The following is a 23146-nucleotide window of genomic DNA, read 5'->3' as shown; positions in this document are numbered from 1 at the left end:
TTTCTCTCTTCAGCGCCGGCCGTCGTACGGGCGTCCGGAACGTTCGCGGCCCCGCCGCAGGTCCGCCCGGAGCAGCCGGGCGACGGGGTCGATGAGTCGTCGGGCGAGGTCTTCGACGTCGAGGTCGGCCGGGGGTTCGGCGGGCCGCTCGGGCGCGGGGGCCCGGGCGGGCTGCCGCTGCACGACGGTGACCGGCACGCCGGCCAGGCCGGCGCGTTGGAGGGCCTGGGCGGTGGGCGGTGGGGGCGTCCGGGGTCGCGGGCCGGAGGCGGCGCCCTCGGGCACCCCGGTCTCCGTCGCGACCGGCGTCGCGAGGCGCTGTACGGGGGCGGCGGGGCCGCCGGGCCGGTGCGGACGGACGGCGGGGCTCCGGGGCACGGGCCGCGGTTCGAGGCCGGCCGGTACGGGGGGCTCCTGCGGTGCGGCGGCCCGGGCCGGGAGCGGTGCGTGCGGGCGGGGCGGGGCGAGGGGGTGGGCGGCGACGCGCTGGATGACGGGGGTGGGCGGGGTGTCCTGGGCGCCGGGGGCGGCCGGGGTGCCCTGGGCGCCCTGGGCGCCGGGAGCGGCCGGGGCGCCGGGAGCGGTCTCCGCGCGCGGGGTGTCGCGTCGCCAGGTGGCCGGTACGACGGGCCGGGACGCGGCGGATTCGCGCGCGGTGAAGCCGTCGGCGGCCCCGGTGCGCACGGCGATGCCCCGATCCGCGAGGAGCGCGCGGGCGCGCTGGACGGGGGCGGGCCGGGGGGCGGGGCGGACACGGACGGGCCCCTCCGGGGTGCGCTGGACGACAGGCGGCACGGTGGGGGCGGCGCGCAGGGGCATCGCGGGATGCGGAGTGGCCGCCGCCTGCGCCGGGCGCGCGGTGCCTGCGGTCGGCGGGAGGGCGGACAGGGGCGCGCCGAGTCCGCCCCGGGTACGGGCGTGGGAGCCGGGGCCGCTGGGCGGGGTGCCCGGAGCCGGGCGCGCGGGGTCGGGGGTCTGCCGCTGGACGACGGGCAGCGCGGGGCCCGCTTCGCGGGCGGGCGGGACGAAGGGGGCCGCGCCTGCGGGAAGTTCACGCAGGGGCCTGCCGAGGGTGGGGCGGGCCGGGGTGGCGGGGGCGTCCGCCTGGCGCTGGATGACCGGCGGGGCGGGGCTGCCCGGGGACGCCACGGGCGGCTGCGCGCCGGGGGCGGGGCCGTCGTCCGCCGGACCGGTGGGCGCGTCCGCTTGCCGCTGCACCACCGGGAGGGCGGGCCCGGCCGGCGTGCCCGACGCGGGGTGCCCGGGGGCGTCCGCCCGGCGCGGCATGCCCGGGGCCGCCGCGAGCGGCTGCGCGTCCAGGGTCGGGCGTACGGAGGGGTTGGCCGCCGGACCGGTGGACGCGGGTGCGTCCGCCTGGCGCGGGAGGGCGGGGCCGCCCTGGGCACCCGGCGCGGGCTGCCCTGGAACGCCGGGGGCGTCCGCCTGGCGCTGGATGACCGGCGGGGCGGGGCTGCCCGGGGACGCCACGGGCAACTGCCCGTCCAACGTCGGGCGCACGGACGACCCGCCCCCCGGAACACCGGAGGCGTCCGTCTGGCGCTGCACCACCGGGAGGGCAGGCCCGCCCGGGCCCGCCCCGAACGGCTGTGCGTCGAGCGGCGGGCGCACGGACGCCCCGACCCCCGGACCGGCGGACGCGGACACGTCCGCTCGCCGCTGCACCACCGGCAGTTCGGGCCCGCCCGGGGCGCCGGAGGCGTCCGCCTGGCGCTGCACCACCGGCCGGACAGGCCCGCCCGGGCCCGCCACGGGCAACTGCCCGTCCAACGTCGGGCGCACGGACGACCCGCCCCCCGGAACGCCAGAGGCATCCGCCTCGCGCTGCACCACCGGCCGGACAGGCCCGCCCGGGGACGCCACGGGCAACTGCCCGTCCAACGTCGGGCGCACGGACGGGTTGGCCGCCGGATCGGCGGACGCGGACGCGTCCGCTTGCCGTTGGACCACCGGGGAGACGGGACCGCTCCGGGCGTCCGGCGCGGGGTGCTCGGGGCCGGTGGAGGCGTCCGCCTGGCGTGGAACGGGCCCCGGGCCCGTCGCGGACGGCTGCCCGCCCGGCTTCGGGCGTGCGGAGGAACCACCCGACGGACCGGTGGGCGCGTCCAACTGCCGCTGCACCACAGGCGACGGGGTCGCGGCGGACGCGTCCGCCCGGCGCTCAACCACCGGCAGAGCGGGTCCGGGCGGGGCACCCGGCCCGGGCCGCTCCGATCCGGCGGAGGCATCCGCCTCCCGCTGGACAGGGCCGCCAAGCGTCGGACGTACGGCAGAACCGCTCTCCGGACCGGTAAGCGCGTCCAACCGCCGCTGGACCAACGGGATATCAGGACCGGCCGGGGCGCCCGGCGCGGGCCGCTCCGGGGCAGCGGCGGACGCGTCCGACTGCCGCTGAACCAACGGAAGGACGGGCCCGTCCGGGGCAGCGGCGGACGTGTCCGCCCGGCGCTGGACCACCGGCAGCGCGGGCCCGGAGGGGTCCGGGGCCACAGCGGTGGGATGGGGCGAAGGGGCGTCCGCAGAAGGCGGTTCGTCCGAGGGCCCGCCCAGGGCGGGCCGTACGGCAGGCCCGGTCGGGCCTCCCGGCGCGTCCGTCCGGCGCTGGACCACCGGCGCGGGCACCCCGGACGACGGGACGGCGGACACCGTGCGCGGGGTGTCCTTCGCCGGGTGACGGGCGACGATCAGCGGGGGCGCGGTGCGCCGGGCGCGTACCGGGGCGGGAGGCGTCCGCGCGGGCGGTCCGTCCCCGGACGGGCGGGACGCCGATCCGGGCACCGCCGGGACCACGCGCCTGGGCACGGTCGCGGTCCGGCCCGCCTGGGCCTCCCCCTCACCCGGCGCCGGGGGCGCCGAGGGCTCCGGAGGCGCATCCACCGAACGCAACACCAACGGCGCCCCCGAGGACGCGGTACGCGGGGTGCCCGGTGTCCGGGTCACCCCGTGCACGAGCCCCACCGGGGCGGACGGGAGGACCGCGTGGCCAAGGGCGCCGCCGCTGTAGGCCACGTTCTGCCAGGACGCGAGGCGGGAGCGGAAGCGGAGGCCGTCGCTGACGCCGATCGAGGACCGGGCGACGGTCACGGCCGGGGGCGCGACGCGGCGCCAACCGCCGTCCCAGTCCGCCCCGGGACGTGGAGAGCCGGGCCCCGGTGCCGGGGCGTCCCCGGGCCCGGGCTCGGGAGCCCGGGCCGCGTCGGGGGCGCCCGCCACCGCACGCTTCCGGAACCAGCTCCTCAACTCCACGTCCTCACCCGCTCTCGTTCACGCGGGTGTTGATCCGCGCTATCTCCCTCACCCATTCCTGCCGCTCACCATGCGTGAGGTCGAGGATCTCCTCGCGCTGCCAGTGGAAGTGGTAGGCGATGTACGCGATCTCCTCCCGCAGCCGGGAAGGCGCGTACGTCACGATTCCCCCAGGCGCTCACCCGACAGGTCCACCTCGAAGGAGCCCTGGCACAGCGGGCAGGTGACCGCCGCGTGGGTGTGGCCCTCGCTGTTGATGCGGCGGTAGAAGTCCTGGAGGAACGCCACGTCGGTCGCGTACATCCGCTCGACGACCCCGGCGTGCACGTCGGTGATCGTGCCGAGGCGGGTGATGACCTGGCTGAGGAGGACCACGCTCAGGTAGGCGGGGTTCTCCTTGACCCGGAGGTCGATCTGCGGACGCAGCTCGTCGCGGGCGGTGGCGAGGCGCATGGTGCCGGTGCGGTGGGTGCGGCCCTCGTCGTCCAGGTAGCCGCGCGGCAGCTCGAAGTCGAACTCGTCGGGACGGCGGGCGGCGGCCGGGACGGGCGCGGGGGCCTCGGACGGCGCGGGCGCCGGCGTCGCGGCGGCGAGGGTGTCCAGGACCTCTTCTAGGCCGCCGCCGGAAACGGTCCTGCGCCTCATTCGACCACGATCTCCTCGAAGGTGATGGTCACCGTCTCGGTCGCCGGGCTGGACTCGCCGGCCTTCAGCGAGGGGCCCTCCCAGCGGCTCGCCCAGCCCTGCATCAGCTGGATGCGGCGGACGGTGTCGCCCTTGGAGTCCTTGATCTCGATGGTGAGGTTCTGCCGCGCGGTGTCGACGGCGCCGTTGTTCAGCGTCTCCTTGATCCACTTGGTGAACTCGCTGCTCTTGTCGAGTCCCCGGGTGATCGTCACCTCGCCGGCCTGCCGCGCGCCGGGCTGCTTGCGGATGATCTGCTTGCCGGTGGAGGTCACCTGCCGGACCTCCACCACCTCCTCCTCGACGGTCAGGCCGCTGATCTCCTGGATGGACTCCACGAGGTAGCCGCCGAGCTGCACGCCGAAGACGTGGGTGGAAAGAGCGTCGCCCTCTGCCATGACTGTGTGTCACCTGTTCCGTTGGTTGCCGTCTGCTGAGTTGCTACGGGAGAGGGGCGCGGTCACTCGTCCACGAGGCTCGTGCTGTCCGAGAACTGGGAGAGGCGGAAGACGACGAACTCCGCCGGCTTCACCGGCGCGACGCCGATCTCGCAGACGACCTGGCCGAGGTCGATGGACCCCTGCGGGTTGTTGTCCCGGTCGCACTTGACGTAGAACGCCTCCTCCGCCGTACGACCGAAAAGCGCACCCCGGCGCCACTCCTCGGAGAGGAACGCGGTGACGTTGCGCCGGATGCTCGACCAGAGGCGGTCGTCGTTGGGCTCGAAGACGACCCACTGCGTGCCCAGGAGGATGGACTCCTCCAGGTAGTTGAAGAGCCGGCGGACGTTGAGGTAGCGCCAGGCCGGGTCGGAGGAGAGGGTGCGGGCGCCCCAGATCCGGATGCCCCGGCCGGGGAACGCGCGCACGCAGTTGACGCCGATCGGGTTCAGGAGGTCCTGCTCGCCCCGGCTCAGCCGCAGTTCGAGGTCGAGGGCGCCCCGGATGACCTCGTTGGCGGGCGCCTTGTGCACCCCGCGTTCGCCGTCGCTGCGGGCCCAGACACCGGCGACATGGCCGCTGGGCGGCATCAGGGTCTGGCGGCCGGTGGCCGGGTCGAGGACCTTGAGCCAGGGGTAGTACACGGTCGCGTAGCGCGAGTCGTAGCCGGCGTCGTCGTTGCGCCAGGTGCGGACGCGCTGGGCGTTCATGCCGGGCGGGGTGTCCAGGACGGCGACCCGGTCGCCCATCTGCTCACAGTGCGCGATGAGGGCGAGCTGTACGGCGCGGACGCCCTCGTCGTCGATGTCGCCGCGCTGGTGGGCGCTCATCAGGTCGGGGACGGCGACCATGGTGATCTCGTCGATCGCCTCAAGGGCCGCGATGCCGGTACGCGCCGACGCGTCGCCCACGTACTCGGTGGGGCCGGTCCGGCCGGTGGCGGACGCGTCCGGGGTGGCGGGCGCGAGGGTGAGGCTCTGCTTCTCCGGGCGGGACTGCGCCGCGCCGGGCTGCTCGGTGACCTCGATGAGCTTCGACTGGCGGGCCTGGGTGACCAGGTAGCCCTTGACGTTCTTGCGTACGGAGGTGTCGAAGGTCTCCACGACCTTGCCGCCCTGACGGACCAGCAGGCGGAAGCGGTCCTCCGGCGGGTTGTCGCCCTCGGCGTCCGCGATCTCGATGGAGATCCCGTCGCCGGCGCCCGCCCGGGCCGAGACGAGGAAGCCGCCGACCGCCACGGAGGGGGCCGTCGCGGGCGCGTCGGACCGCGGCGCGTCCTCGGCGGGGCCGCCGATGCGCACGATGTACGCGGCGCCGCCGCCGTTGCTGAAGAACCCGTGGACGGCGAGCGTCAGATACGTGTCCGGGGTGAAGGTGCCGAACTCCGACACGTACTGGTCCCAGCTGGTCACCAGCGTCGGCCGGTGGAAGGGGCCGGTCTCCGCGAAGCCGACGAAGGCGGCGACCGCGGTGCCGACACCCTCGATGGGCCGTGCTCCGGACTGCACCTCCTCCACGTATACACCTGGGGTGAGGTACGACGGCATGCTCGCTCCTTCGGCTGGTCAGACGTTCGCCCGCCCAGTCTTGCCGGGGCGTACGCACCGGCAGTAGGCCCCAAAGTCCTGGCCCGGGGGCAGGGCCACTGCCTTTCCGGGCCCGCCGGGTCACAGCCACCAGCCGCCGATTAATTTCAGCCAGAAACTACCCGGGCCACGGGGTGGGATCGGCTGAATTTCCATGGTCGTCCGGGGGAACCGGAAGCGGCCCGATCCACTCCACCCCACCTGGTACACCGGTGGTCCAGTCCAATTGGCACTCGCGGAAATGCCGGGAATCACCCGGGAATCCCCGTGATTCCCCTGGTGACCGCAGTCCGCGCATTTACCCGTCCAGTCCTTCCGGGTGTGTCCGGGTGTGTGAAGGGACACATCCGGATGAACGCCCGGTGGCGCATCCTCGCAGGTGGGAAACCCGTCTGTTCACACAGCCGGAACAGCGCGATGGGGTCCCGGCGCTATCGTTCCTCTCGCGAGACATCGCTCAGCACGCCGCTCACATTGAGCACTTGGTGGCATCCGGAAGCCTGCTTACCGGTGGCCGGAGTCCCAGGCTTCGCACAGGTCACGGAAACGGTGACCGCCGCCTTCTCCGGTATCTGAATGGGGGTGACCCAGTGATAGTCCTGGTTCCTGAACGTCTCCAGGGCAATGGTGGTGATCTTCCGCTTGCCGAAGGAGATCGTCAGCAGCCCCTCGTCGCCCTGGAAATTGGCCACGACGATGTCCGTGACCCCGAAAGTCTTGCCTTCCGGGATCACATAGGTGCCGGCCTTCCGGCCCCCGGCGGCGGTCTGCACGTCGATGGTCTCGGAGCTCTGCTCGCCGTCGCCGTTACCGGAACCGGAACCGCCCGAGCCGCCGCCCCCGGTCGAGCCGGCACCGCCCGTCGCGCCGCCGGACCCGTCGGCACCCGCCGAGCCCTCCCCCTGACCCTGGGGGTCCTGCTGCCCGCCGCCCGAGGCCGAACCGCCCTGCCCGGGCTGCCGGTTCTCCTCCTGCGCGGCCTTGGCGCCCGCCTCCTCGGCAGTGGAGCGGACGGCCGGGCGCACCAGCGCGAACCAGGCGAGCAGCAGCGCGAGGACCGCCGCGAGCAGGATCAGCAACCACTTGGGGAACACCGGGACTTGGGCGAACTCGCCCGGCAGCGGCTCCGGCCTGCCCGGCCGCGGGCCCTCGGCCCCGGCGTCCTCCGGCTCCCCGGCCACCACCTCGAACGGCCAGGCGGCCGGCGCGCCGAACCAGATCAGCTTCCGCGCCCGGACCTTGAGGCCCGCCTCGGCGGACTCGCCCGGCTCCAGCTTCCTGCGCTCCGGCGTGAACGCGAGGCGCAGTTCCTCGCCGGGCTGCCGGGCCGCGAGCGCGACCTCCGTGGGAGCGTTCCCACGGTTCTGTACGACGGTACGGAAGCGGGCCCCCAGCCAGCCCCGGCGGCGCCCCGGTTCCAGGCGTGCGCGCAGCTCGTGGAACGGCTCGACCACCACCGTCATCTCGGGGACGGCCACCGACTCGGGGTGCTCGGCGGGCAACACCCGTATAGCCAAAGGCTTTTCACCGGCGTGGACCTCGTGGGACCGGGGCGGCGCGAAGCGCACCGTGACGGTCTCGGAGGTGCCGGGGTAGAGGGAGACCCGGGCCGGTTCCACCGTGGTCCACGCCGCACAGTCGCCGACCACGTCGAGGGTGTACGCCTCGACGATGTCCCCGTCGTTGCGCACGGTGAGCGTGGTCGTCGCTTCGGCGCCGGGCGACACCGTCACCGTGGGCATTGCGAGTTCGGCAGATGTGGTCACCCTGCGACGTTAGGCCGCACCGCGCCCCCGGCAGCAGGGGCGCGAGGGCAATGTACGGGCAGGGGCGGTGCCCCTAGGGCCTGTCTGACAATTCCCGTCGTCCGCCCGGAGGGCGGGCCGGGCGGCGTCAGGTGCATCCCCAAGTTCTCGGCTCCGCTCGAACAGGGGAGACCCCACTTCTCGGCGTGCCGGCCCCAGACCCCTGTACTGGATGTACTGGGGTCTGGGGCCGGTGCGGCGAGAGTGCGTGCATGGCGTCGCCCGGCAGACGGGAATTGTCAGACAGGCCCTAGGGCACACCCGCGCCGGATGCCCGCACCGCATCCCCGGGCCAGGTCGCCCTGCCGGTGCGTGGCGTACGCGTACGGCACCGGACGTAACGGAATGCGGCGGAAGCGGCCCGGAAGGACGAGCACATGACGACGATCACGACAGACATGACGACGACGGGGGCGGCGGGCCACCGCGCCCTCGCCCCGCCCGAGCAGCCCGCGCCGGGGATATCCGCCCCGGCGTCCGGCCGGGTCTCGGTGGCGGTGTACGCGGAGGACCTGATCCTCCGGACCGGGGTGGTGCAACAGCTGCGCCGGCGCCCGGAGATCGAGCTGGTCCCGGAGGCGGAGGCGGACCGGGCCCAGGTCTCCCTGGTGGTGGTGGACGTGGTGAACGAGCCCGCCGTCCAGCTCCTGCACCGCCTCCAGCGCAACACCGCGACCCGGACCGGCCTGGTCGTCGGCTACTTCGAGGCGGGCGCCCTCCAGACACTCATCGAGTACGGGGTGGCCGCCGTGCTGCGGCGCGGGGAGGCCGACCAGGACCGGCTGGTCCATCTCGTGACGGCCATCGCGAGGGGCGAGGGGGTCCTTCCCGGGGACCTCCTCGGCAAGCTCATCGACCACGTCAGCAGCCTGCACCGCTCGGTCCTGGACCCGAGGGGCCTCTCGCTGTCCACGCTCACGACCCGGGAGGCGGAGATGATCCGGCTGGTGTCGGAGGGCTACGGCACCGCGGAGATCGCGGAGAAGACCTCGTACTCCGAACGCACCGTGAAGAACGTGCTGCACGAGGTCGCAACCCGGCTCAATCTGCGCAACCGGGCCCACGCGGTGGGGTATGCGATGCGGCACGGACTGATCTGACGCACCGTCGGTACCGGGAGGGCAGCCGCGGTTGCCCCCTCGGTGCCCCGGTCCGGCCCATCGCGCGGACCGGCCCCCGCCGAACGGGCCGGACTCCTGGAGGTCCAGCGCACCCTGGGCAACGCGGCCGCCCTGCACCTGCTGCGGCGGGCCGGGCAGGCGCCGGAGCGGCCCGCGCGTCCGCCGCCGGGGTCGGGGCCCGCGCCTACACCAGCGGCCACCACGTCGTCATCGGCGAGGGCGGCGGACGGACTCCATCCGGGAGGCGTGGGCGGACGGCCTCCAGTCGGTGTTCCGCATCGAGTACGCGGGGCGCGGATTCACCCTGGTGATCCGGATCGCCGAGGACCAGCAGCCGCACATCGAGCTCATCGGGAGCCCGGCCCACGCGGCCGGGATCACCACCTCGCTGGGCAAGGCGCCGGGCATGAGCGTGCAGCACGTGCTCGAAGCCCTGACCGCGATGGCCTCCGGCGATGTGAACGAGCGGGTGCGGGGTGCAGTTCGTGCTGCGGTTCAACTTCGTCGCCCGGACCTACGGCACCACGCGGCTGGCCTGACGGGCCCGGCAGCCGCAAAGGGCACCCCCTCTTCCCCCGCCCCGGGTACTCCCGGCCCTGTTCCGCCGGTCTCCGGCGGCGGATGCTCACTGTGGAGAACCATCGATCCAGGTGGAGAACCATCGATCCAGACTGTGAGGTGGACTGTGGGCGGTCCTGCTGGCCCGGCAAGGGGAGCCCGGTTGCGCCGGCTCGGCGGCGCGGTCGTGCTGCTGACGCCGTTGCTGGTGGCGGGGTCCGTGTCCGCCCCGCAGGGCGCCCAGCCGGCCGCCGCCGCGACGAAGGCGGTGGCCGACACCGGGCGGATCGCCTTCGCCGGCACGGGGCACCGCAGCCTCGGCCGGGTCACGTCCGAGAAGGAGACCGAGGACCTGTTCGGGGGTGGCGGCCCGGCCCACTACGACCAGGACGCCTACGGGCGCGGCGACGCGCTCGTCTTCACCGGCCTCCGGGACGAGGTGCGCCCCCAGGTGTACGTACGCGGCGCGGACGGCACCGTACGGCGGCTGACCTCCGGGATGGACGCCGCGCATCCCGAACTCTCCCGCGACGGCCGGACCGTGGTCTTCGACGCGCCCGGGAACGCCGGCCGCCGGGACCTGTGGTCGGTGCCCGCCGACGGGTCCGGGAAGCCCCGGCAGCTGACGGACACCCCGGCGGACGAGACGTCCCCGACGCTCTCCCCGGACGGCACCCGCATCGCGTACGCGAGCGACGGCGGGCCCGAGCCCGGCACCCAGGTCTACGCCCGCGACTTGGGCGGCGGCCCGGTGACCTGCCTCAGCGACAGCGCGGAGGGCGACGCGGACGAGCCCGAGTGGAATCCGGTGGACGACGACGTGCACCGGTCCCGCGTCTCGTACACGCTGCACGTCGAGCCGGCCTCCGACACGGACACCGGTCACCGGCTGCGCGTCACCGACGGGCCCGGGACCGCCCGGCCGGTGCTGACCGGGCTCGGCGACGACTGGGGCTCCCGCTCCTCGGCCTGGCTGCCGGACGGCGAGGGCCTGCTCTTCCTCAGCCCCAACACGGACTGCGGCTGCTCCGTCTACGACCACGTGTACCGGATCGTGTCCCTCGGCGACCCCGCCCCGCACATGGTGCTCGACGAGGACCGCGAGGTGGGGCCCCCGGCGGCGCTCGGCTCCCCGGACTCCTGGTCCGCGGTCGTCACCCGCCGCACCACGAAGGACGCCGCCCTCGTCACGCTCCAGGACATGCGGCAGGACGGCTCCGACCCGCGCGACCTGCGGATCGACGTCCTGCGCGAGGACCCCGCCGCCAAGACCAACACCAGCGACGACCCCGCCGACGACCCGCTGTTCCACCCGGGCGAGGGCTACGACCCGTGGACCGAGCGGCAGACGTACACGCCCGACGGGCGCCAGATCGCCGTGACCCGCTTCGAGACCATCGACGGGCAGCGGGTCCAGCGCATCTGGCTCGCCGACACGGACGGTACGCACCCCTCGGCCATGAAGCTGGACGGGCGCGGCCCCCGGGACCGGGACACCGACCCCTCGTTCTCGCCGGACGGCACCCGGCTCGCCTTCACCCGGTCCACGCCCGGTACGGACGGCTCCTGGACCAGCCGGGTGCTCGTCGCGGACGTGGCCTCCGGGCGCATCACCGGCGAGGTCGTGCCGCCCGAGGGCGAGGTCAGCGGCGCCGACGCGCAGCCCGCCTGGTCCTCGGACGGCACCCTGCTGGCATTCACCCGGGCCGAGGTCATCCGGGGCCTCGGCGGCATCAAGCACGTCTGGACCGCGCCGGTGAAGGCGCTGGAGCAGCAGCTGGACCTCAGCCGCACCGGCGGCTGCCCCGGCGAGTGCAAGGTCATCGACGACAGCCCCGCGTTCTCGCCGGACGGCAGGTCCATCGCCTTCAACCGCAAGGACCGCGCGGACCAGATCAACCAGCGGGCCAGCGTCGTCGTCATCGCGCCGGACGGGACGGACTGCCGGGTCGTCCTGCCGGCCGGCCGGAGCGACGACCCCGGCGCGTGCGCCGCGAAGATCCCGGACGTCGAGACGACCGGCCCTTACCAGCCGCGTGACGTGGCCTGGTCGCCGGACGCCTCCCGGCTGGTCCTCAGCCACCGCCGGGGCCGGGCGCCCAGCGCCCCGGAGCAGCTCTCCCGACTAGACCTGGCCACCGGCACCCTGACCCCGCTCACCGCGGAGCTGCCCGGCCGGCAGAAGGAGCCCGCGTTCCAGCAGAAGGTGGACCTGGCCGTCACCGCGCCGCCCACCGCGCCCACCGTGGAGACCGGCTCCTCGGTGACCGTCACGGTCACCGTCACCAACAACGGCCCTGCCTCCTCCCCCGGCACCACCCTGGTCGCCGACCTCCCGCCGGGCGTCCGGCTGGACGGCATGACCACGCCCACGGGCCCGTGTGCCGGGGACTCCCCGGCCTGCGACCTCGGGGTGCTGGCGCCCGGCGACGAGGTGCCGGTCACCGTGCGGCTCATCGGCGTCACCAACGGGCCCTGGCAGCTGGGCTGGTCGGTCAACGGCGCGGTCGTGGACCCGAACCCCACGGACAACGCCACCGGCACGACCGTACGGGTCCGCACCACGCCCGACCTGCCCAGCCCGCCGCCCTCCGGACCGGCGACCCCGCCCAAGCTGCCGCCCCCGGCCGCACAGCCGCCCGCGCAGCCGCCCCTGCCGCCCGTGCCCGAGGCCGGTCCCGGTGTCGTCGTACGCGCACAGCCCAGCCCGGGCTATGCCGGCGGCCGGGTCGTGGTCACGTACACCGTCCGCAACGGGAAGAACGCCCTGGCCACCGGCCTCCGGCTGCGGCTCGGGCTGCCCGCCGGCATCCCCGTGGCGACGCTCCCGGCGGGCTGCGCCGGCGGGGTGTGCGCGCTCCCCGACCTGGCGCCGGGCGCCTCCTCGGTCCTGCGGGTGGTGCTCGCCCCGGACCACGCCGTCAGGACCCGGATCACCGCCACGCTGACCACCACCGGCACCGACGCGGACCGGGGCGACAACGTCTCCCGTATCCCGCTGCGCATCCTCCAGCCCCGGATCGTCTCGGTGCCGGAGATCGGCAAGCCCGGGTTCGTCACCTCGGTGCGCGGCAAGGACTTCCCGCCCGGGGTGCCCGTGAAACTGGCCTGGAAGCCCGGGATCACGGCCGCCGCCGCGCCCACCCTGCCGGGCCGTGACGGCACGTTCATCGCCCAGCTCCTGATCCTGGTCAAGGACCGGACCGGGCCGCGCACGATCACCGCGTCAGGACCCGGCTTCTCGCCGGTGAAGACGGACTTCCTCGTGGTGACGGGCAACCTGGTCCCGCCGGACGAGATGGGGCGCCGGTGATCCACGAAGTGGACGAGGCCCTGCGGCTGTTGCTGGTGGACGCGGGCCTGGAGGACAGCGGCGTCGACCTGGTCTTCGACGCCCCGACGAAGGACTGGTCCGCCCGCCGCAACGCCCCCACGGTGAGCGTCTTCCTGTACGGCATCCGCGAGGACGCGACCCGCCGCCGCAGCGGCACGTCCGAGGAGTACGACTCCGAGGGCCTGGTCACCGGCCGCCGCGAACCCCCGCGCTGGTTCGAGCTGACCTACCTGGTGACGGCGTGGACCAACCGCCCCCAGGACGAACACCGCCTGCTCTCCGAGGTGTTGCGCTGCCTGATCCGCACCCGCGCACTGCCCGCGCGGATGCTCACCGGCAGCCTCGCCGACCTCGCCCTCACGGTCGAGATGGAGGCCGCGTCGGCGGGCTCGGGCGACCGCCCGTCCACGGTCGACGTCTGGTCCGCGCTGGGCGGCGAGCTGAAGGCCGCGATCGACGTACGCGTATGGGCCCCGCTCTCCGGCGAGTTGGACCCCACCGGCCCACCGGTCACCGAGGGCCTGCTCATACGCACGGCCGCCGCCGTGGACGGCGAGCCGGCGGAACCGGGCCGCCGCCTGCGGTACGAGGGCCCCACGGACGCGTCCGGCGAGGGCTTCGCGACGGAACGCGAGCGCCGATTGCCGCCCGGGCGGCGGCGGCGCGGGGGCGGGGTCGCCCGGTGACCACCGTTCAGCAGCTCCCCCTCGCCGAGCTCTGGGAACGGCTCGGGCAGGTCGAGCGGCGGGTGCGGGCCGCCGTCGCGCTGCGGCACGAGGGGGACCCCGCGCCGGACGATCCCCTGCGGGGGCAGTACCTCACGCCTTCCGGTGTCGAGCGGGTCCTGGACTCGCGGGACGCGTTCCTCCCCGTACCGGACCTCGGGTCCGAACCGCCCGCCGAGCGCGGGCGGATCGCGGAGCTGGCCGGGCGGTTCGGGCTGACCGGGCCGGACGTGGACCTGCTGCTCGTCGCCATGGCGCCGGACGTCGACGCGCGGTTCGAGCGGCTGTACGGGTATCTCAACGACGACCTGACCCGGCGCCGCGCCACGATCGGGCTGGCGCTCGAACTGTGCGGGCTGCCCGGCGCGGGGCCCGGCCGGTTCCGGTTCGCGCCGGCCGCGCCGCTCGTCGCGGCCGGGCTCGTGGAGGTGCTGGAGCCCGAACGCCCGCTGCTGTCCAGGGTGTTGCGCGTCCCGGACCGGATCACCGCGCATCTGCTCGGCGACGACGAGGTGGACGCGCGGCTGCACGGGCTGGTCCGGGTGGCGGGCCCGGACGGGGAGCCGGACGACGGCCCGGTGGCCCGGCGGGTCGCGGCGGCGGCCGGGACGGGGAGCGGGTTCACGCATCTGCTGGACCGGGGCGGCGACCCGGCCCGGCTCGCCGTCGGCGCGCTCGCCGCGTCCGGGCTGCGCCCGCTCGTCGTGGACCCGGCGGCCCTGGCGGCGGCGCCCGAACCGGCGCGGGCGGTCGGGATGCTGGCGACCGAGGCCCGGCTGAGCGGCGGCGGGCTCGTGCTCGGGCCGCTGGAGACGCTGGCCCCGGAACAGCCCAAGGGCGCCGCGCTGCTCGGGGCGCTGTGCGCGGCGCTCGGCGGCGGCTCACCGTTGCTGGTGTACGGGCGGAAGCACTGGGACCCGTTGTGGGCCGGGGCGAGCCCGGTGACGGTCCCGGTCCCGCCGCCGGACCCGGCGGACGCGGTACGGCGGTGGCGCGGCGCGCTCACCGGGGCCGGTGCGGGGGCCGGTCTCGCCGCCGGGACGGCGGAGGCCGACGCCCGCCTCGCGGACGCCACCCGGGCGTACCGGCTGGACTCCGGCCAGATCCGCCGGGCCGCCGACGTGGCCGCCCGGCTGGCCGCGCAGGAGGGCCGCCCGGTGGGCGCCGCCGACCTGCGGACCGCCGTCCGCGCGCAGAACGGCGCGGGGCTCGCCCGGCTCGCCCGGCGCATCGATCCCACGGTCGGCTGGGACGACCTGGTGCTGCCCCCGGCGACCCGCCGCCAGCTCTCCGACCTGGCCCTGCGCGCCCGCCACCGCGATCAGGTGCTCGGCCGCTGGCGGATGCGGCCGGGCGGCGGCCGGGGGCGGGGCATCGTCGCGCTGTTCGCCGGGGAGTCCGGGACCGGCAAGACCATGTCGGCCGAGGTCGTCGCGGCGGACCTGGGCATGGAGCTGTACGTGGTCGACCTGTCGTCCGTGGTCGACAAGTACGTCGGGGAGACCGAGAAGAACCTGGAACGCATCTTCGTGGAGGCGTCCGAGGTCAACGCGGTGCTGCTGTTCGACGAGGCGGACGCCGTATTCGGCAAGCGCTCGCAGGTCAAGGACGCCCAGGACCGGCACGCGAACGTCGAGTCGGCGTACCTGCTCCAGCGCGTCGAGTCCTTCGACGGCATCGCCGTCCTCACGACCAACCTGCGCGCCAACCTGGACGAGGCGTTCACCCGCCGCCTCGACGTGGTCGCCGACTTCCCCGTACCGGACGCCCAGCAACGCCTGGCCCTGTGGGAACGCTGCCTGGGTACGGAGATCCCCCGCGCCCCGGACCTCGACCTGCCGACCTGCGCGGACCGCTTCGAGCTGACGGGCGGCTCGATCCGCGCCTGCGCGGTCACCGCCGCGTACCAGGCGGCGGAGTCGGGCCGCCCCCTGGACACGGAACAGCTGGTCGGGGCGGTGCTGGCGGAGTACCGGAAGCTCGGACGGCTGGTCCTGGAGAGCGAGTTCGGCCCGTGGCTGGAGCGCACGAGACGGCGGGGTTAGGCCCTTGCCCCGGGCGGCCCGGCTTCGTGGACCGCGAGTTCGTCCGGAGTGCCGAGGAAGGCCGGCCCGCATCCGGCCGGAAGGCGCTCCACGACCATGGCGATGGCTTGCGAGACCGTCTCCGCAGGCCCCACGGTCTGCGAACGGAGAGGACCCGATACCCAGTAGCGGCCTCCGGTATCAGGCTGGATGTAGGGGATGTCCCACGTCCACCGCCCTTCGGTGCACCGGCTGAAGTGCAGCTCGCCCATGCCGGTCCAGGGGAACAGCTGCCGCAGGCGCGGTTCGGCATACGCGGCTTCCAGCAGCTCCGGGCGGACACGCCCGTCGGCGCGGACCTCCTGCCAGCCCGCTTCGACGGCTTCACCGCTCGATGGTCCCGATGTCATGGGGACATCATGACCGCCATGCCGCCGGCGACGCCGGCATACGCCGAGCTCAGAGCGGGCGGACGGTGAGAATCTGCTCCGCCCGGCCGACCGGCCCGTCGATGTCGTGCAGGACCGTGCTGGTGAGGCCCTGGCCGGTGGGACCGAAGACGACTGTGGTGTCGAGGCCGGTCCAGCGGCCCCGGGCCGGCGGTGCAGATGGATCGTCAGGTCCACGTTGGGGCGCTCGACGGCTGGACGAGGAGTCCGCTGAACGGGCTGAAGTGCACCTCGTCCGCGCTCCACGCGCCGCTCGCCAGGGCGGTCGGCTTCTCGACGGTTTGCGTCGATGCGCTCGTATTGACTCCCGCTCCCCGCCCTAAAGGACGGGGATTCCTGCCACGGTCGGTTGACCGTCTCGGTGGGTTCCTGCTTCTTCGCGCTGTGCCGGGATCAGAGATCCCGGGCCTACCTGCGCTCGACAGGCTGATACCGCCAGTCCGGCGGCCAGTGCGACGTTGACCGCCGCGTTGATGTCCCGGTCCAGGACGGCTCCGCACCCCTGGCACTGCCACACCCGGATGTGGAGGGGCTTGGGGCCGTCCTTGGTACCACAGACGGAACACACCTGACTCGTGGGCTCAAAACGACCGATCCGGATGAAGACCCGCCCGTACAGAGCGGCCTTGTACTCCAGCATCGCGACGAACGACGCCCACCCCGCATCGTGCACGGACTTCGCGAGACGGGTGCGGGCGAGCCCGTTCACCGCCAGATCCTCCACAGCCACCGCTTGGTTCTCGCGAATGACCTGTGTGGACAACTGGTGATGGAACTCGCGCCGCGCATCAGCCACCCGCGCATGAGCACGGGCCACCTTCACCCGCGCCTTCTCCCGGTTCTTCGAACCCCTGGCCTTGCGGGACAGGCTGCGCTGCTCCCGCTTCAGCTTCTTCTCCGCCCGCCGCAAAAACCTGGGGCCGGCGACCTTCGTCCCGTCCGACAGGACCGCAAAGTGTCCGAGCCCGAGATCGACACCCACCACCGACTCCACCACGGGCAGCGGTTCAGGCCCGGCCTCCACGACGAAGGAGGCGAAATACCGCCCGGCCGCATCCTTGACCACCGTCACCGTGGAAGGGACCGAGGGCAGGGCACGGGACCACTTCACCCGCACCGCGCCGATCTTCGGCAGCACCAGATCCCCACCCGGAGTGATCCTCCACCGGGCGTTCTTCGTGAAGCGGACCGACTGACGGCTGTCCTTCCGGGACTTGAACCGCGGCTCCGCGACCTTCGGCCCCTTACGGGTCCCCTTCAGCGACGCGAAGAAGTTCGTGAACGCCGCGTCCAGGTCCCGCAGCGACTGCTGCAACACCACCGCCGATACCTCACCCAGCCACGCCCGTGCCGGAGTCCTCTTCGCCTCGGTGATGACCTGCTTCGACAGCTCCCCGGACCTCAGGAACGGCAGCCCCTGCTCGTGCGCGTCCTTCCGGGCGCGCAACGCGTCGTTGAACACGACCCGAGCGCACCCGAACGCCCTCGACAGCGCAACACGCTGAGGACCATTCGGGTACGCACGGAAGGAGTACCGAAGCTGCACACCGAAAACCATAAGACCGTTGGGCCATGACCGAATATCAGAACATTCGTACCGGTCGTCACTGTGCATTCGTCTTCCGCCAGTACATAGAGCAACAGAAGCGATTCGGTCCAGTAGCTGCCGGTGTTCAACAGATCGCTTCCCTCACAGCTGTACGGATCGGGCATCCCCCAGCGTGCCACCGGGGGCGTTCCGGCCCGCACGCGGGCACCTCGCCCCGCACCCGCGTTCGAGCGTGATCAATTCGCAATCGATTCCGGTCTTGACCGAGACCCATCAAGCAGTCACGCGATTACGCTCCGAAGCATGTCCGACAGCGCACCTACCGCCGGTAGCACCTCCCCGGCCCCCACCGACCTCACCGAGGACCGCCCCGTCTACGTCGTCGGCGGCGGCCCCGGCGGACTCGCCGCGGCGGCCGCCCTGCGCGCGCGGGGCGTCCGGGCGGTCGTGCTGGAGAAGTCCGGGGCCGTCGGCACGTCCTGGCGGGGCCACTACGACCGGCTGCATCTGCACACCACCCGCCGCTGGTCCGCGCTGCCGGGGCTCCCGATGCCGCGGAAGTTCGGGCGCTGGGTGGCCCGGGACAACGTCGTGCGGTACCTGGAGAAGTATGCGGAACACCACGAGCTGGAAGTGATCACCGGCGTCGAGGTCTCCCGGATCGACCGCGCGGCGGACGGCACCGGCTGGCGGCTGAGCGCGAGCGGCGGCCGGGAGCTGACCGGGCGCGCCGTCGTCGTCGCCACCGGCTTCAACCACACCCCGCGCCTGCCGGACTGGCCGGGCCGCGAGACGTTCACCGGGGAGCTGCTGCACGCCTCGGACTACCGCTCCCCGGCCCCGTACGCGGGCAGGGACGTCCTGGTCGTCGGCGTCGGCAACACCGGCGCGGAGATCGCCGTCGACCTCGTGGAAGGCGGTGCCGCGCGCGTACGCCTCGCGGTGCGCACCGTCCCGCACATCGTGCGCCGCTCCACGGCGGGCTGGCCCGCGCAGGCGACCGGCATCCTGGTCCGCCGGCTGCCCGTCGCCCTGGTGGACCGGGCCGGCCGCCTGATGGCCCGCGCCGCCGTCCCCGACCTCTCCGAACACGGGCTGCCCCGCCCCGGCACGGGCCTGTACTCCCGCGTCAAGGAGGGCGCGATCCCGGTCCAGGACGTCGGCCTGATCGACGCGGTGAAGCGGGGCCGGGTCGTCCCGGTGGCGGCCGTCGAGTCGTTCGACAAGGACGCGGTGGTCCTCGCGGACGGCACCCGGGCCACCCCGGAGGTCGTGATCGCGGCCACCGGCTACGTCCGGGCCCTCGAACCCCTGGTCGGCCACCTCGGCGTCCTGGACGACCGGGGCCGCCCGGCCGTCCACGGCCCCCGCACCCCGAAACAGGCCCCCGGCCTGTACTTCACCGGCTTCACGAACCCGATCAGCGGCATGCTCCGCGAACTGGCCCGGGACGCGGAACGGATCGCGAAGCGGGTGGCCCGCAAGGGGCGTTGAGGGTCAGCGGGTGAGGGTGTACCAGTGCGGGTCGTCCACCACGCCGTATTCCCGGTTCAGCTTCGGGTGCCCGGGCGTACCACTGATCCGCCAGTCGGGCGCGCAGTCCTCGAACTCGGTCAGCACGAGCTGGTCCCAGGCGGTAGGACCGTCGGGTGCGTACGACCAGGTACCCGTTCCGGTGCAGTGGAACTTGAGGTCGTCGGCGCGGGCCGTACCGTCGGGTGACAGCCGCAGGATGCCGCCGTGCCCGTCGCTCCAGGTACCCACGAGCCCCGCGGCGTTCACCTTCGGTGGGCTGTACTCGGTGACCAGCCCGGTCCCGAACGCCGCAGCGCCCACGCCGAACACGGCCACCGCCGCCAGCCCGCCGTAGCCGAGTACGCGCAGCAGCCGCCGCCCGTGCAGCGCGGCGTCCCGCGCGATGAGCGCGGCCCCGGCGAGCAGCACCACGCCGGTCAGCCATGCCCAGGCCGGCGCACCGGCTCCCAGGTGCTTCGAGATCCCGACGACGGCCGTGGCCGCGCTCACCGGCACCAGGGCCATGACCGGCACCCACCACCAGGCATCGCGCCCGGTCAGCCGCGCGCTCGCCCAGCGGGCCGCCGACACCGTGGGCAGGACCAGCCACACGTTCGCCACCAGGGCGGACGGGACGCCGAGGCAGGTGAGGAACGGCACGACGAGCATGGCTCCCTCGGGCCCTTCCCCCTGGGCGGGCGCCTCGGCGGCAAGCCCCGCGAAGCCGTACACCTCGACGGCGAGCGCGGCCCCCACGTACAGCGCACCCGCGCCGGCGGCGACCGCCCGCCCCGACCACACCGGCGGTGGCCCTTCGGACGCCTCGGCTCGTTCCCGTACCCGCTCCGCGGTGTTCTCCGACATGGGAACCCCCTCCCACGTGCATTTTGGCCCTACGCCAACAGCGCCGTCCCGGCGGGCCCCCGGACCCGCCGAATCACCAGCACCATCAGCGTCGCCACCGCGCACAGCGCCCCCGCCGCGTACCAGACCACGTCATACGTACCGAAGTAGTCCCGCGCCACCCCGCCCAGGAACGCGACCAGCGCCGCGCCCAGCTGGTGCGAGGCCAGGACCCAGCCGAAGACGATCGCGCTGTCGTCGCCGTACTGCTCGCGGCACAGGGCCAGGGTCGGGGGGACCGTGGCGACCCAGTCGAGGCCGTAGAAGACGATGAAGAAGACCATCGGCGGCTCCACCGTGGCCTGCATCAGGAGCGGCAGGAAGAGCAGCGAGATACCGCGCAGGGCGTAGTACACCGCCAGCAGGCGGCGCGCGTCGAAGCGGTCGGTGAGCCAGCCGGAGAAGATCGTGCCGATGATGTCGAAGATCCCGATGACCGCGAGGAGCGAGGCGGCGTCGGTGATGGGCATGTGGTGGTCGTGCGCCGAGGGAATGAAGTGCGTACGGATCAGGCCGTTGGTGGAGGCGCCGCAGATCGCGAAGGACCCGGCCAGCAACCAGAACGGACCCGTGCGCGCCGCGTCGAACAGCACCCGCACGGTCCGGCCCGCCGCCCCCCGCGCGGGCGCCGGCTTCTCGGCGTACTCGCCGCCGTACGGGGCGAGCCCCACGTCGGCCGGGTGGTCGCGCATCAGGAGCCACACGAACGGGACGACGACGAGGGCCGCCAGCGCCACGGTCACCGAGGCCGGGCGCCAGCCGTGCCGGTCCACGATCCACGCGCAGAGGGGCAGAAAGACCAGCTGCCCGGAGGCCCCGGCGGCGGTGAGGACACCGGTCACCAGACCGCGCCGGGTGGTGAACCAGCGATTGGTGACCGTCGCGGAGAACGCCAGCGCCATCGAACCCGTGCCGAGCCCCACGAGGAGGCCCCAGTAGAGCATCAACTGCCAGGCCGCCGTCATCCACACACTCGCCAGCGCCCCGGCCGCGACCATGGTCAGCGCCACGGCCACCACCCGGCGGATGCCGAACCGGTCCATCAGCGCGGCGGCGAACGGCGCGGTGAGCCCGTACAGCCCCATGTCGATGGAGACGGCGAGCCCGATCTGCCCGCGCGACCAGCCGAAGTCGTCCTGGAGCGGGTCGAAGAGGAGCCCGGGCAGGGAGTTGAAGGCGGCCCCGCCGATGATCGTCACGAAGGTGACGGCGGCGACGATCCAGGCACGGTGGATACGCCACCGGCCGGGCTTCCCGGGGACGTTGGGCGCGGGGGCGACGGGAGCAACGCTCTCGGTTGTCGGATTCACCTGCCCAGCATCCGGGCCCGGCCCGGCTCCAACGAGTGGCCCGAGGGTCATGCTTCGCAAGATTCGGGCCACGCTCCCCGGAGGGCTGCTCGTCTGTGCATACGATCTGCCTCGCCCTGCGGCAGCCACACCGTGCGCATGCCGCTTCGTCCAACCCTCGGGGGATTTCCATGCAGTGGGCCGAACGCCAGCGCTTCAACCACGGGTCGTCGCTGATGCAGGGCTGGGGCGTCCTGCTCCTGCTCATCTCCTGCGTACTGTGGGTGTGGGTCGGCTCCCTGATCTGGGACACCGAGGACACGCTGTACTGCTTCCGCGCCTACTCCCGCTGCGAAATGGACACCACCATGCCCAAGCAGCTGACCCTGCTGGGCATTTCCGCCCCGCTCTCGGTGGTCGGTACGGGGCTGCTCGTCGCCGGACTCGTGCGCCGCCACACCAGCGCACACGTCCTGCGGGTCATCGAGATGCAGCAGTCCGAGGAGCGGGCGCGCAACAAGTAACGCTCCCGCCCTTGCCCCCTACCGGTCCTTCCCGAACCGGGGCAGCGGCGCGGCGAAATCAAGCCCCTCAGCCGATCCGTTCCAGGCGGCGGATCGGGCGGGCCGCGAGCAGCACGGCCACCGCCAGCATGTTGACCACCGCACCGGCGAACAGCACCTCCGGGGCGCCCAGTTGGTCCGCGAGCGGCCCCGCGAGCGCGCGCCCCGCCGCCACCATGAGCAGCGATCCGGCGACGTCGTACGCGTGCAGGCGGTTGAGGGATTCGGGCGGTACGTGGGTCTGGACCGTGGTGGACCACATCACCAGCCAGAACGCGGAGGCCGCGCCCGCCACGAACTGGCCCGCGCCCAGGGCCGCCACGGAGAGCCCGAGGCCCAGCACGACGAGGTTCGCGCAGACGCCGGTCAGCGCGACGGCGCCCGCCGCGAGGGGGCGGCGCGGGCGAAGGCGCAGGGCGAGCAGGCCGCCGACGACGCTGCCCGCGCCGTTCACCGCCATCATCGCGCCGTACGTCCCCGAGCCGTGCGCCTCGGTGACCCGGACGGCGGTGAGCGGAAGCATCGGGCCGAGCACGGCGAAGCCGTACACCGTCCAGACGGCGATCACGCCCCAGAGCCAGCTGCGCGCGGTGAACTCCCGCCAGCCGTCCACCAGCTCGGCGAGGAACGAGCCGCGCGGCGCCTCGTCCGAGGGGGCCGGGGCGAGCCGGAGCAGGAAGAGGCAGGCGCCGGAGACCAGGAAGGTCGAGGCGTTGGCGGCGTACACCGCGCCCGCGCTCGCCAGCCCGACGAGGAGGCCCGCGAAGGCGGGGCCCGCCATGGTCATCAGCGCTTCGGACACCCGCAGCGTGGCGTTGGCGCGCTGCACGTCCGGGGCGACGCGCGGCACGGTGGACGCGACGCCCGGCTGGAACAGGGCCGCGCCGACACCGGCGACCGAGCTGAGCGCGTACACCGCCCAGAGCGGCGGGTTGCCGGTCGCGAAGGACACGGCGAGCACGGTGGCGCCGACGAGCCGGAGCGCGTCCGCGATGATCATCATGCGGCGCGGTGTGAACCGGTCCGCGAGGACCCCGCCGAACAGCACGAACACGGCGAGCGGGCCCATCCAGCAGGCCAGCGCGTAACCGACCGACGAGGCCGGGCGGCCGGCGCCGAGGAGCCCCGCGGTCAGGGCGACGGGGATCATGCCGTCGCCGAAGACGGCGGCGGTGCGGGCGACGAAGAACAGCCTGAAGTTACGGTTCCAGAGCTGCCTGCCGGGCTCCTCGCCGAAGAGGGGCGGCAGGGGCGGGAGAGGGGACGGGCCGCCGGGGGCGGCCTGGGGGTCCGCGGCGGGAATGCGCACGGAGTCTGCTGACTTTTCCTTCACACCG

18 protein-coding genes and 1 pseudogene are annotated in these 23146 nt (G+C 74.1%); 7 read left to right on the top strand and 12 right to left on the bottom strand.

Features of this window, described 5'->3' with window-relative positions:
• Window positions 1-9: 9 nt before the first annotated feature.
• Window positions 10-1740, bottom strand: a complete 1731-nt coding sequence (locus OG338_RS17265) for a hypothetical protein (RefSeq protein WP_405938181.1) — start codon at window positions 1738-1740, stop codon at window positions 10-12.
• 712 nt (window positions 1741-2452) lie between these two features.
• Between OG338_RS17265 and OG338_RS17260 the strand changes: the two genes are divergently transcribed.
• A complete protein-coding gene (locus OG338_RS17260) occupies window positions 2453-2692 on the top strand; it encodes a hypothetical protein (protein ID WP_405938180.1) in 240 nt (79 codons plus the stop codon).
• Between the two features lie 576 nt (window positions 2693-3268).
• Here the strand turns inward: OG338_RS17260 and OG338_RS17255 are convergent.
• The 5 genes from OG338_RS17255 to OG338_RS17235 form a co-directional block, all read right to left on the bottom strand.
• Window positions 3269-3427: a DUF6760 family protein gene (locus tag OG338_RS17255; protein ID WP_018101391.1), complete on the bottom strand. Its 159-nt coding sequence runs from the start codon at window positions 3425-3427 to the stop codon at window positions 3269-3271.
• Window positions 3424-3909, bottom strand: coding sequence for a hypothetical protein (locus OG338_RS17250; protein WP_405938179.1), 486 nt, complete (start codon window positions 3907-3909; stop codon window positions 3424-3426). The genes OG338_RS17255 and OG338_RS17250 overlap by 4 nt, the downstream gene beginning before the upstream one ends.
• Window positions 3906-4346 (bottom strand): phage tail protein, encoded by a 441-nt coding sequence (locus tag OG338_RS17245; protein WP_405938178.1) that lies wholly within the window; start codon window positions 4344-4346, stop codon window positions 3906-3908. Before OG338_RS17245 ends, OG338_RS17250 begins: the two co-directional genes overlap by 4 nt.
• Before the next feature lie 62 nt (window positions 4347-4408).
• Complete coding sequence (locus OG338_RS17240) at window positions 4409-5935, bottom strand: phage tail sheath family protein (RefSeq protein WP_405938177.1); 1527 nt, start codon at window positions 5933-5935, stop codon at window positions 4409-4411.
• A gap of 470 nt (window positions 5936-6405) precedes the next feature.
• Window positions 6406-7716 (bottom strand): hydrolytic protein, encoded by a 1311-nt coding sequence (locus tag OG338_RS17235; protein WP_405940451.1) that lies wholly within the window; start codon window positions 7714-7716, stop codon window positions 6406-6408.
• A 440-nt stretch (window positions 7717-8156) separates the two neighbouring features.
• Between OG338_RS17235 and OG338_RS17230 the strand changes: the two genes are divergently transcribed.
• The 4 genes from OG338_RS17230 to OG338_RS17215 all read left to right on the top strand — a co-directional run bounded on the left by OG338_RS17230 (window position 8157) and on the right by OG338_RS17215 (window position 15562).
• Entirely contained in the window at window positions 8157-8879 is a 723-nt protein-coding gene (locus OG338_RS17230; protein ID WP_405938176.1) for a response regulator transcription factor, read from the top strand.
• A 706-nt stretch (window positions 8880-9585) separates the two neighbouring features.
• The gene (locus OG338_RS17225) at window positions 9586-12771 is read left to right on the top strand and encodes a hypothetical protein (RefSeq protein WP_405938175.1); all 3186 of its coding nucleotides are present in this window, start codon (window positions 9586-9588) and stop codon (window positions 12769-12771) included.
• On the top strand, window positions 12768-13478 hold the full coding sequence (locus OG338_RS17220) for a DUF4255 domain-containing protein (RefSeq protein WP_405938174.1): 711 nt from the start codon (window positions 12768-12770) through the stop codon (window positions 13476-13478). Before OG338_RS17225 ends, OG338_RS17220 begins: the two co-directional genes overlap by 4 nt.
• The gene (locus OG338_RS17215; protein ID WP_405938173.1) at window positions 13475-15562 is read left to right on the top strand and encodes an ATP-binding protein; all 2088 of its coding nucleotides are present in this window, start codon (window positions 13475-13477) and stop codon (window positions 15560-15562) included. The genes OG338_RS17220 and OG338_RS17215 overlap by 4 nt, the downstream gene beginning before the upstream one ends.
• On the opposite strand, the gene OG338_RS17210 is transcribed toward OG338_RS17215, so the two are convergent.
• The 3 genes and pseudogenes from OG338_RS17210 to OG338_RS17200 all read right to left on the bottom strand — a co-directional run bounded on the left by OG338_RS17210 (window position 15559) and on the right by OG338_RS17200 (window position 17536).
• Window positions 15559-15951: a DUF6193 family natural product biosynthesis protein gene (locus OG338_RS17210; protein WP_405938172.1), complete on the bottom strand. Its 393-nt coding sequence runs from the start codon at window positions 15949-15951 to the stop codon at window positions 15559-15561. The genes OG338_RS17215 and OG338_RS17210 overlap by 4 nt on opposite strands.
• A 49-nt stretch (window positions 15952-16000) precedes the next feature.
• Window positions 16001-16173: pseudogene (locus OG338_RS17205) on the bottom strand (thioesterase family protein); the annotation flags it as partial.
• Between the two features lie 136 nt (window positions 16174-16309).
• Window positions 16310-17536, bottom strand: coding sequence for an RNA-guided endonuclease InsQ/TnpB family protein (locus OG338_RS17200; RefSeq protein ID WP_405938171.1), 1227 nt, complete (start codon window positions 17534-17536; stop codon window positions 16310-16312).
• A 306-nt stretch (window positions 17537-17842) separates the two neighbouring features.
• On the opposite strand from OG338_RS17200, the gene OG338_RS17195 reads away from it, so the two are divergent.
• Window positions 17843-19033, top strand: a complete 1191-nt coding sequence (locus OG338_RS17195; protein ID WP_405938170.1) for a flavin-containing monooxygenase — start codon at window positions 17843-17845, stop codon at window positions 19031-19033.
• Between the two features lie 3 nt (window positions 19034-19036).
• Here OG338_RS17195 and OG338_RS17190 read toward each other — a convergent pair whose 3' ends face one another.
• Together OG338_RS17190 and OG338_RS17185 are read right to left on the bottom strand one after the other, a co-directional pair.
• Entirely contained in the window at window positions 19037-19918 is an 882-nt protein-coding gene (locus OG338_RS17190; RefSeq protein WP_405938169.1) for a hypothetical protein, read from the bottom strand.
• Window positions 19919-19947: 29 nt separating this feature from the next.
• The gene (locus tag OG338_RS17185; protein WP_405938168.1) at window positions 19948-21267 is read right to left on the bottom strand and encodes an MFS transporter; all 1320 of its coding nucleotides are present in this window, start codon (window positions 21265-21267) and stop codon (window positions 19948-19950) included.
• 170 nt (window positions 21268-21437) lie between these two features.
• Here OG338_RS17185 and OG338_RS17180 point away from each other — a divergent pair, with 170 nt between their 5' ends.
• Window positions 21438-21770: a hypothetical protein gene (locus tag OG338_RS17180; protein WP_405938167.1), complete on the top strand. Its 333-nt coding sequence runs from the start codon at window positions 21438-21440 to the stop codon at window positions 21768-21770.
• Window positions 21771-21837: 67 nt separating this feature from the next.
• On the opposite strand, the gene OG338_RS17175 is transcribed toward OG338_RS17180, so the two are convergent.
• Window positions 21838-23118 (bottom strand): MFS transporter, encoded by a 1281-nt coding sequence (locus OG338_RS17175; protein WP_405938166.1) that lies wholly within the window; start codon window positions 23116-23118, stop codon window positions 21838-21840.
• Between the last annotated feature and the right edge of the window lie 28 nt (window positions 23119-23146).

Source organism: Streptomyces sp. NBC_00726, from assembly GCF_045161735.1.
Classification (GTDB): Bacteria; Actinomycetota; Actinomycetes; order Streptomycetales; family Streptomycetaceae; genus Streptomyces.
Note: the sequence above shows the minus strand (reverse complement) of the source record. Positions and strands in the feature narration are given on the sequence as shown.

Excerpts from the sequence above, each read along its gene's own strand:
- OG338_RS17190 (WP_405938169.1), bottom strand. The coding sequence starts at position 19,918 with ATGTCGGAGAACACCGCGGAGCGGGTACGGGAACGAGCCGAGGCGTCC.
- OG338_RS17235 (WP_405940451.1), bottom strand. The coding sequence starts at position 7,716 with ATGCCCACGGTGACGGTGTCGCCCGGCGCCGAAGCGACGACCACGCTC.
- OG338_RS17180 (WP_405938167.1), top strand. The coding sequence starts at position 21,438 with ATGCAGTGGGCCGAACGCCAGCGCTTCAACCACGGGTCGTCGCTGATG.
- OG338_RS17240 (WP_405938177.1), bottom strand. The coding sequence starts at position 5,935 with ATGCCGTCGTACCTCACCCCAGGTGTATACGTGGAGGAGGTGCAGTCC.
- OG338_RS17245 (WP_405938178.1), bottom strand. The coding sequence starts at position 4,346 with ATGGCAGAGGGCGACGCTCTTTCCACCCACGTCTTCGGCGTGCAGCTC.
- OG338_RS17250 (WP_405938179.1), bottom strand. The coding sequence starts at position 3,909 with ATGAGGCGCAGGACCGTTTCCGGCGGCGGCCTAGAAGAGGTCCTGGAC.
- OG338_RS17210 (WP_405938172.1), bottom strand. The coding sequence starts at position 15,951 with ATGACATCGGGACCATCGAGCGGTGAAGCCGTCGAAGCGGGCTGGCAG.
- OG338_RS17230 (WP_405938176.1), top strand. The coding sequence starts at position 8,157 with ATGACGACGATCACGACAGACATGACGACGACGGGGGCGGCGGGCCAC.
- OG338_RS17195 (WP_405938170.1), top strand. The coding sequence starts at position 17,843 with ATGTCCGACAGCGCACCTACCGCCGGTAGCACCTCCCCGGCCCCCACC.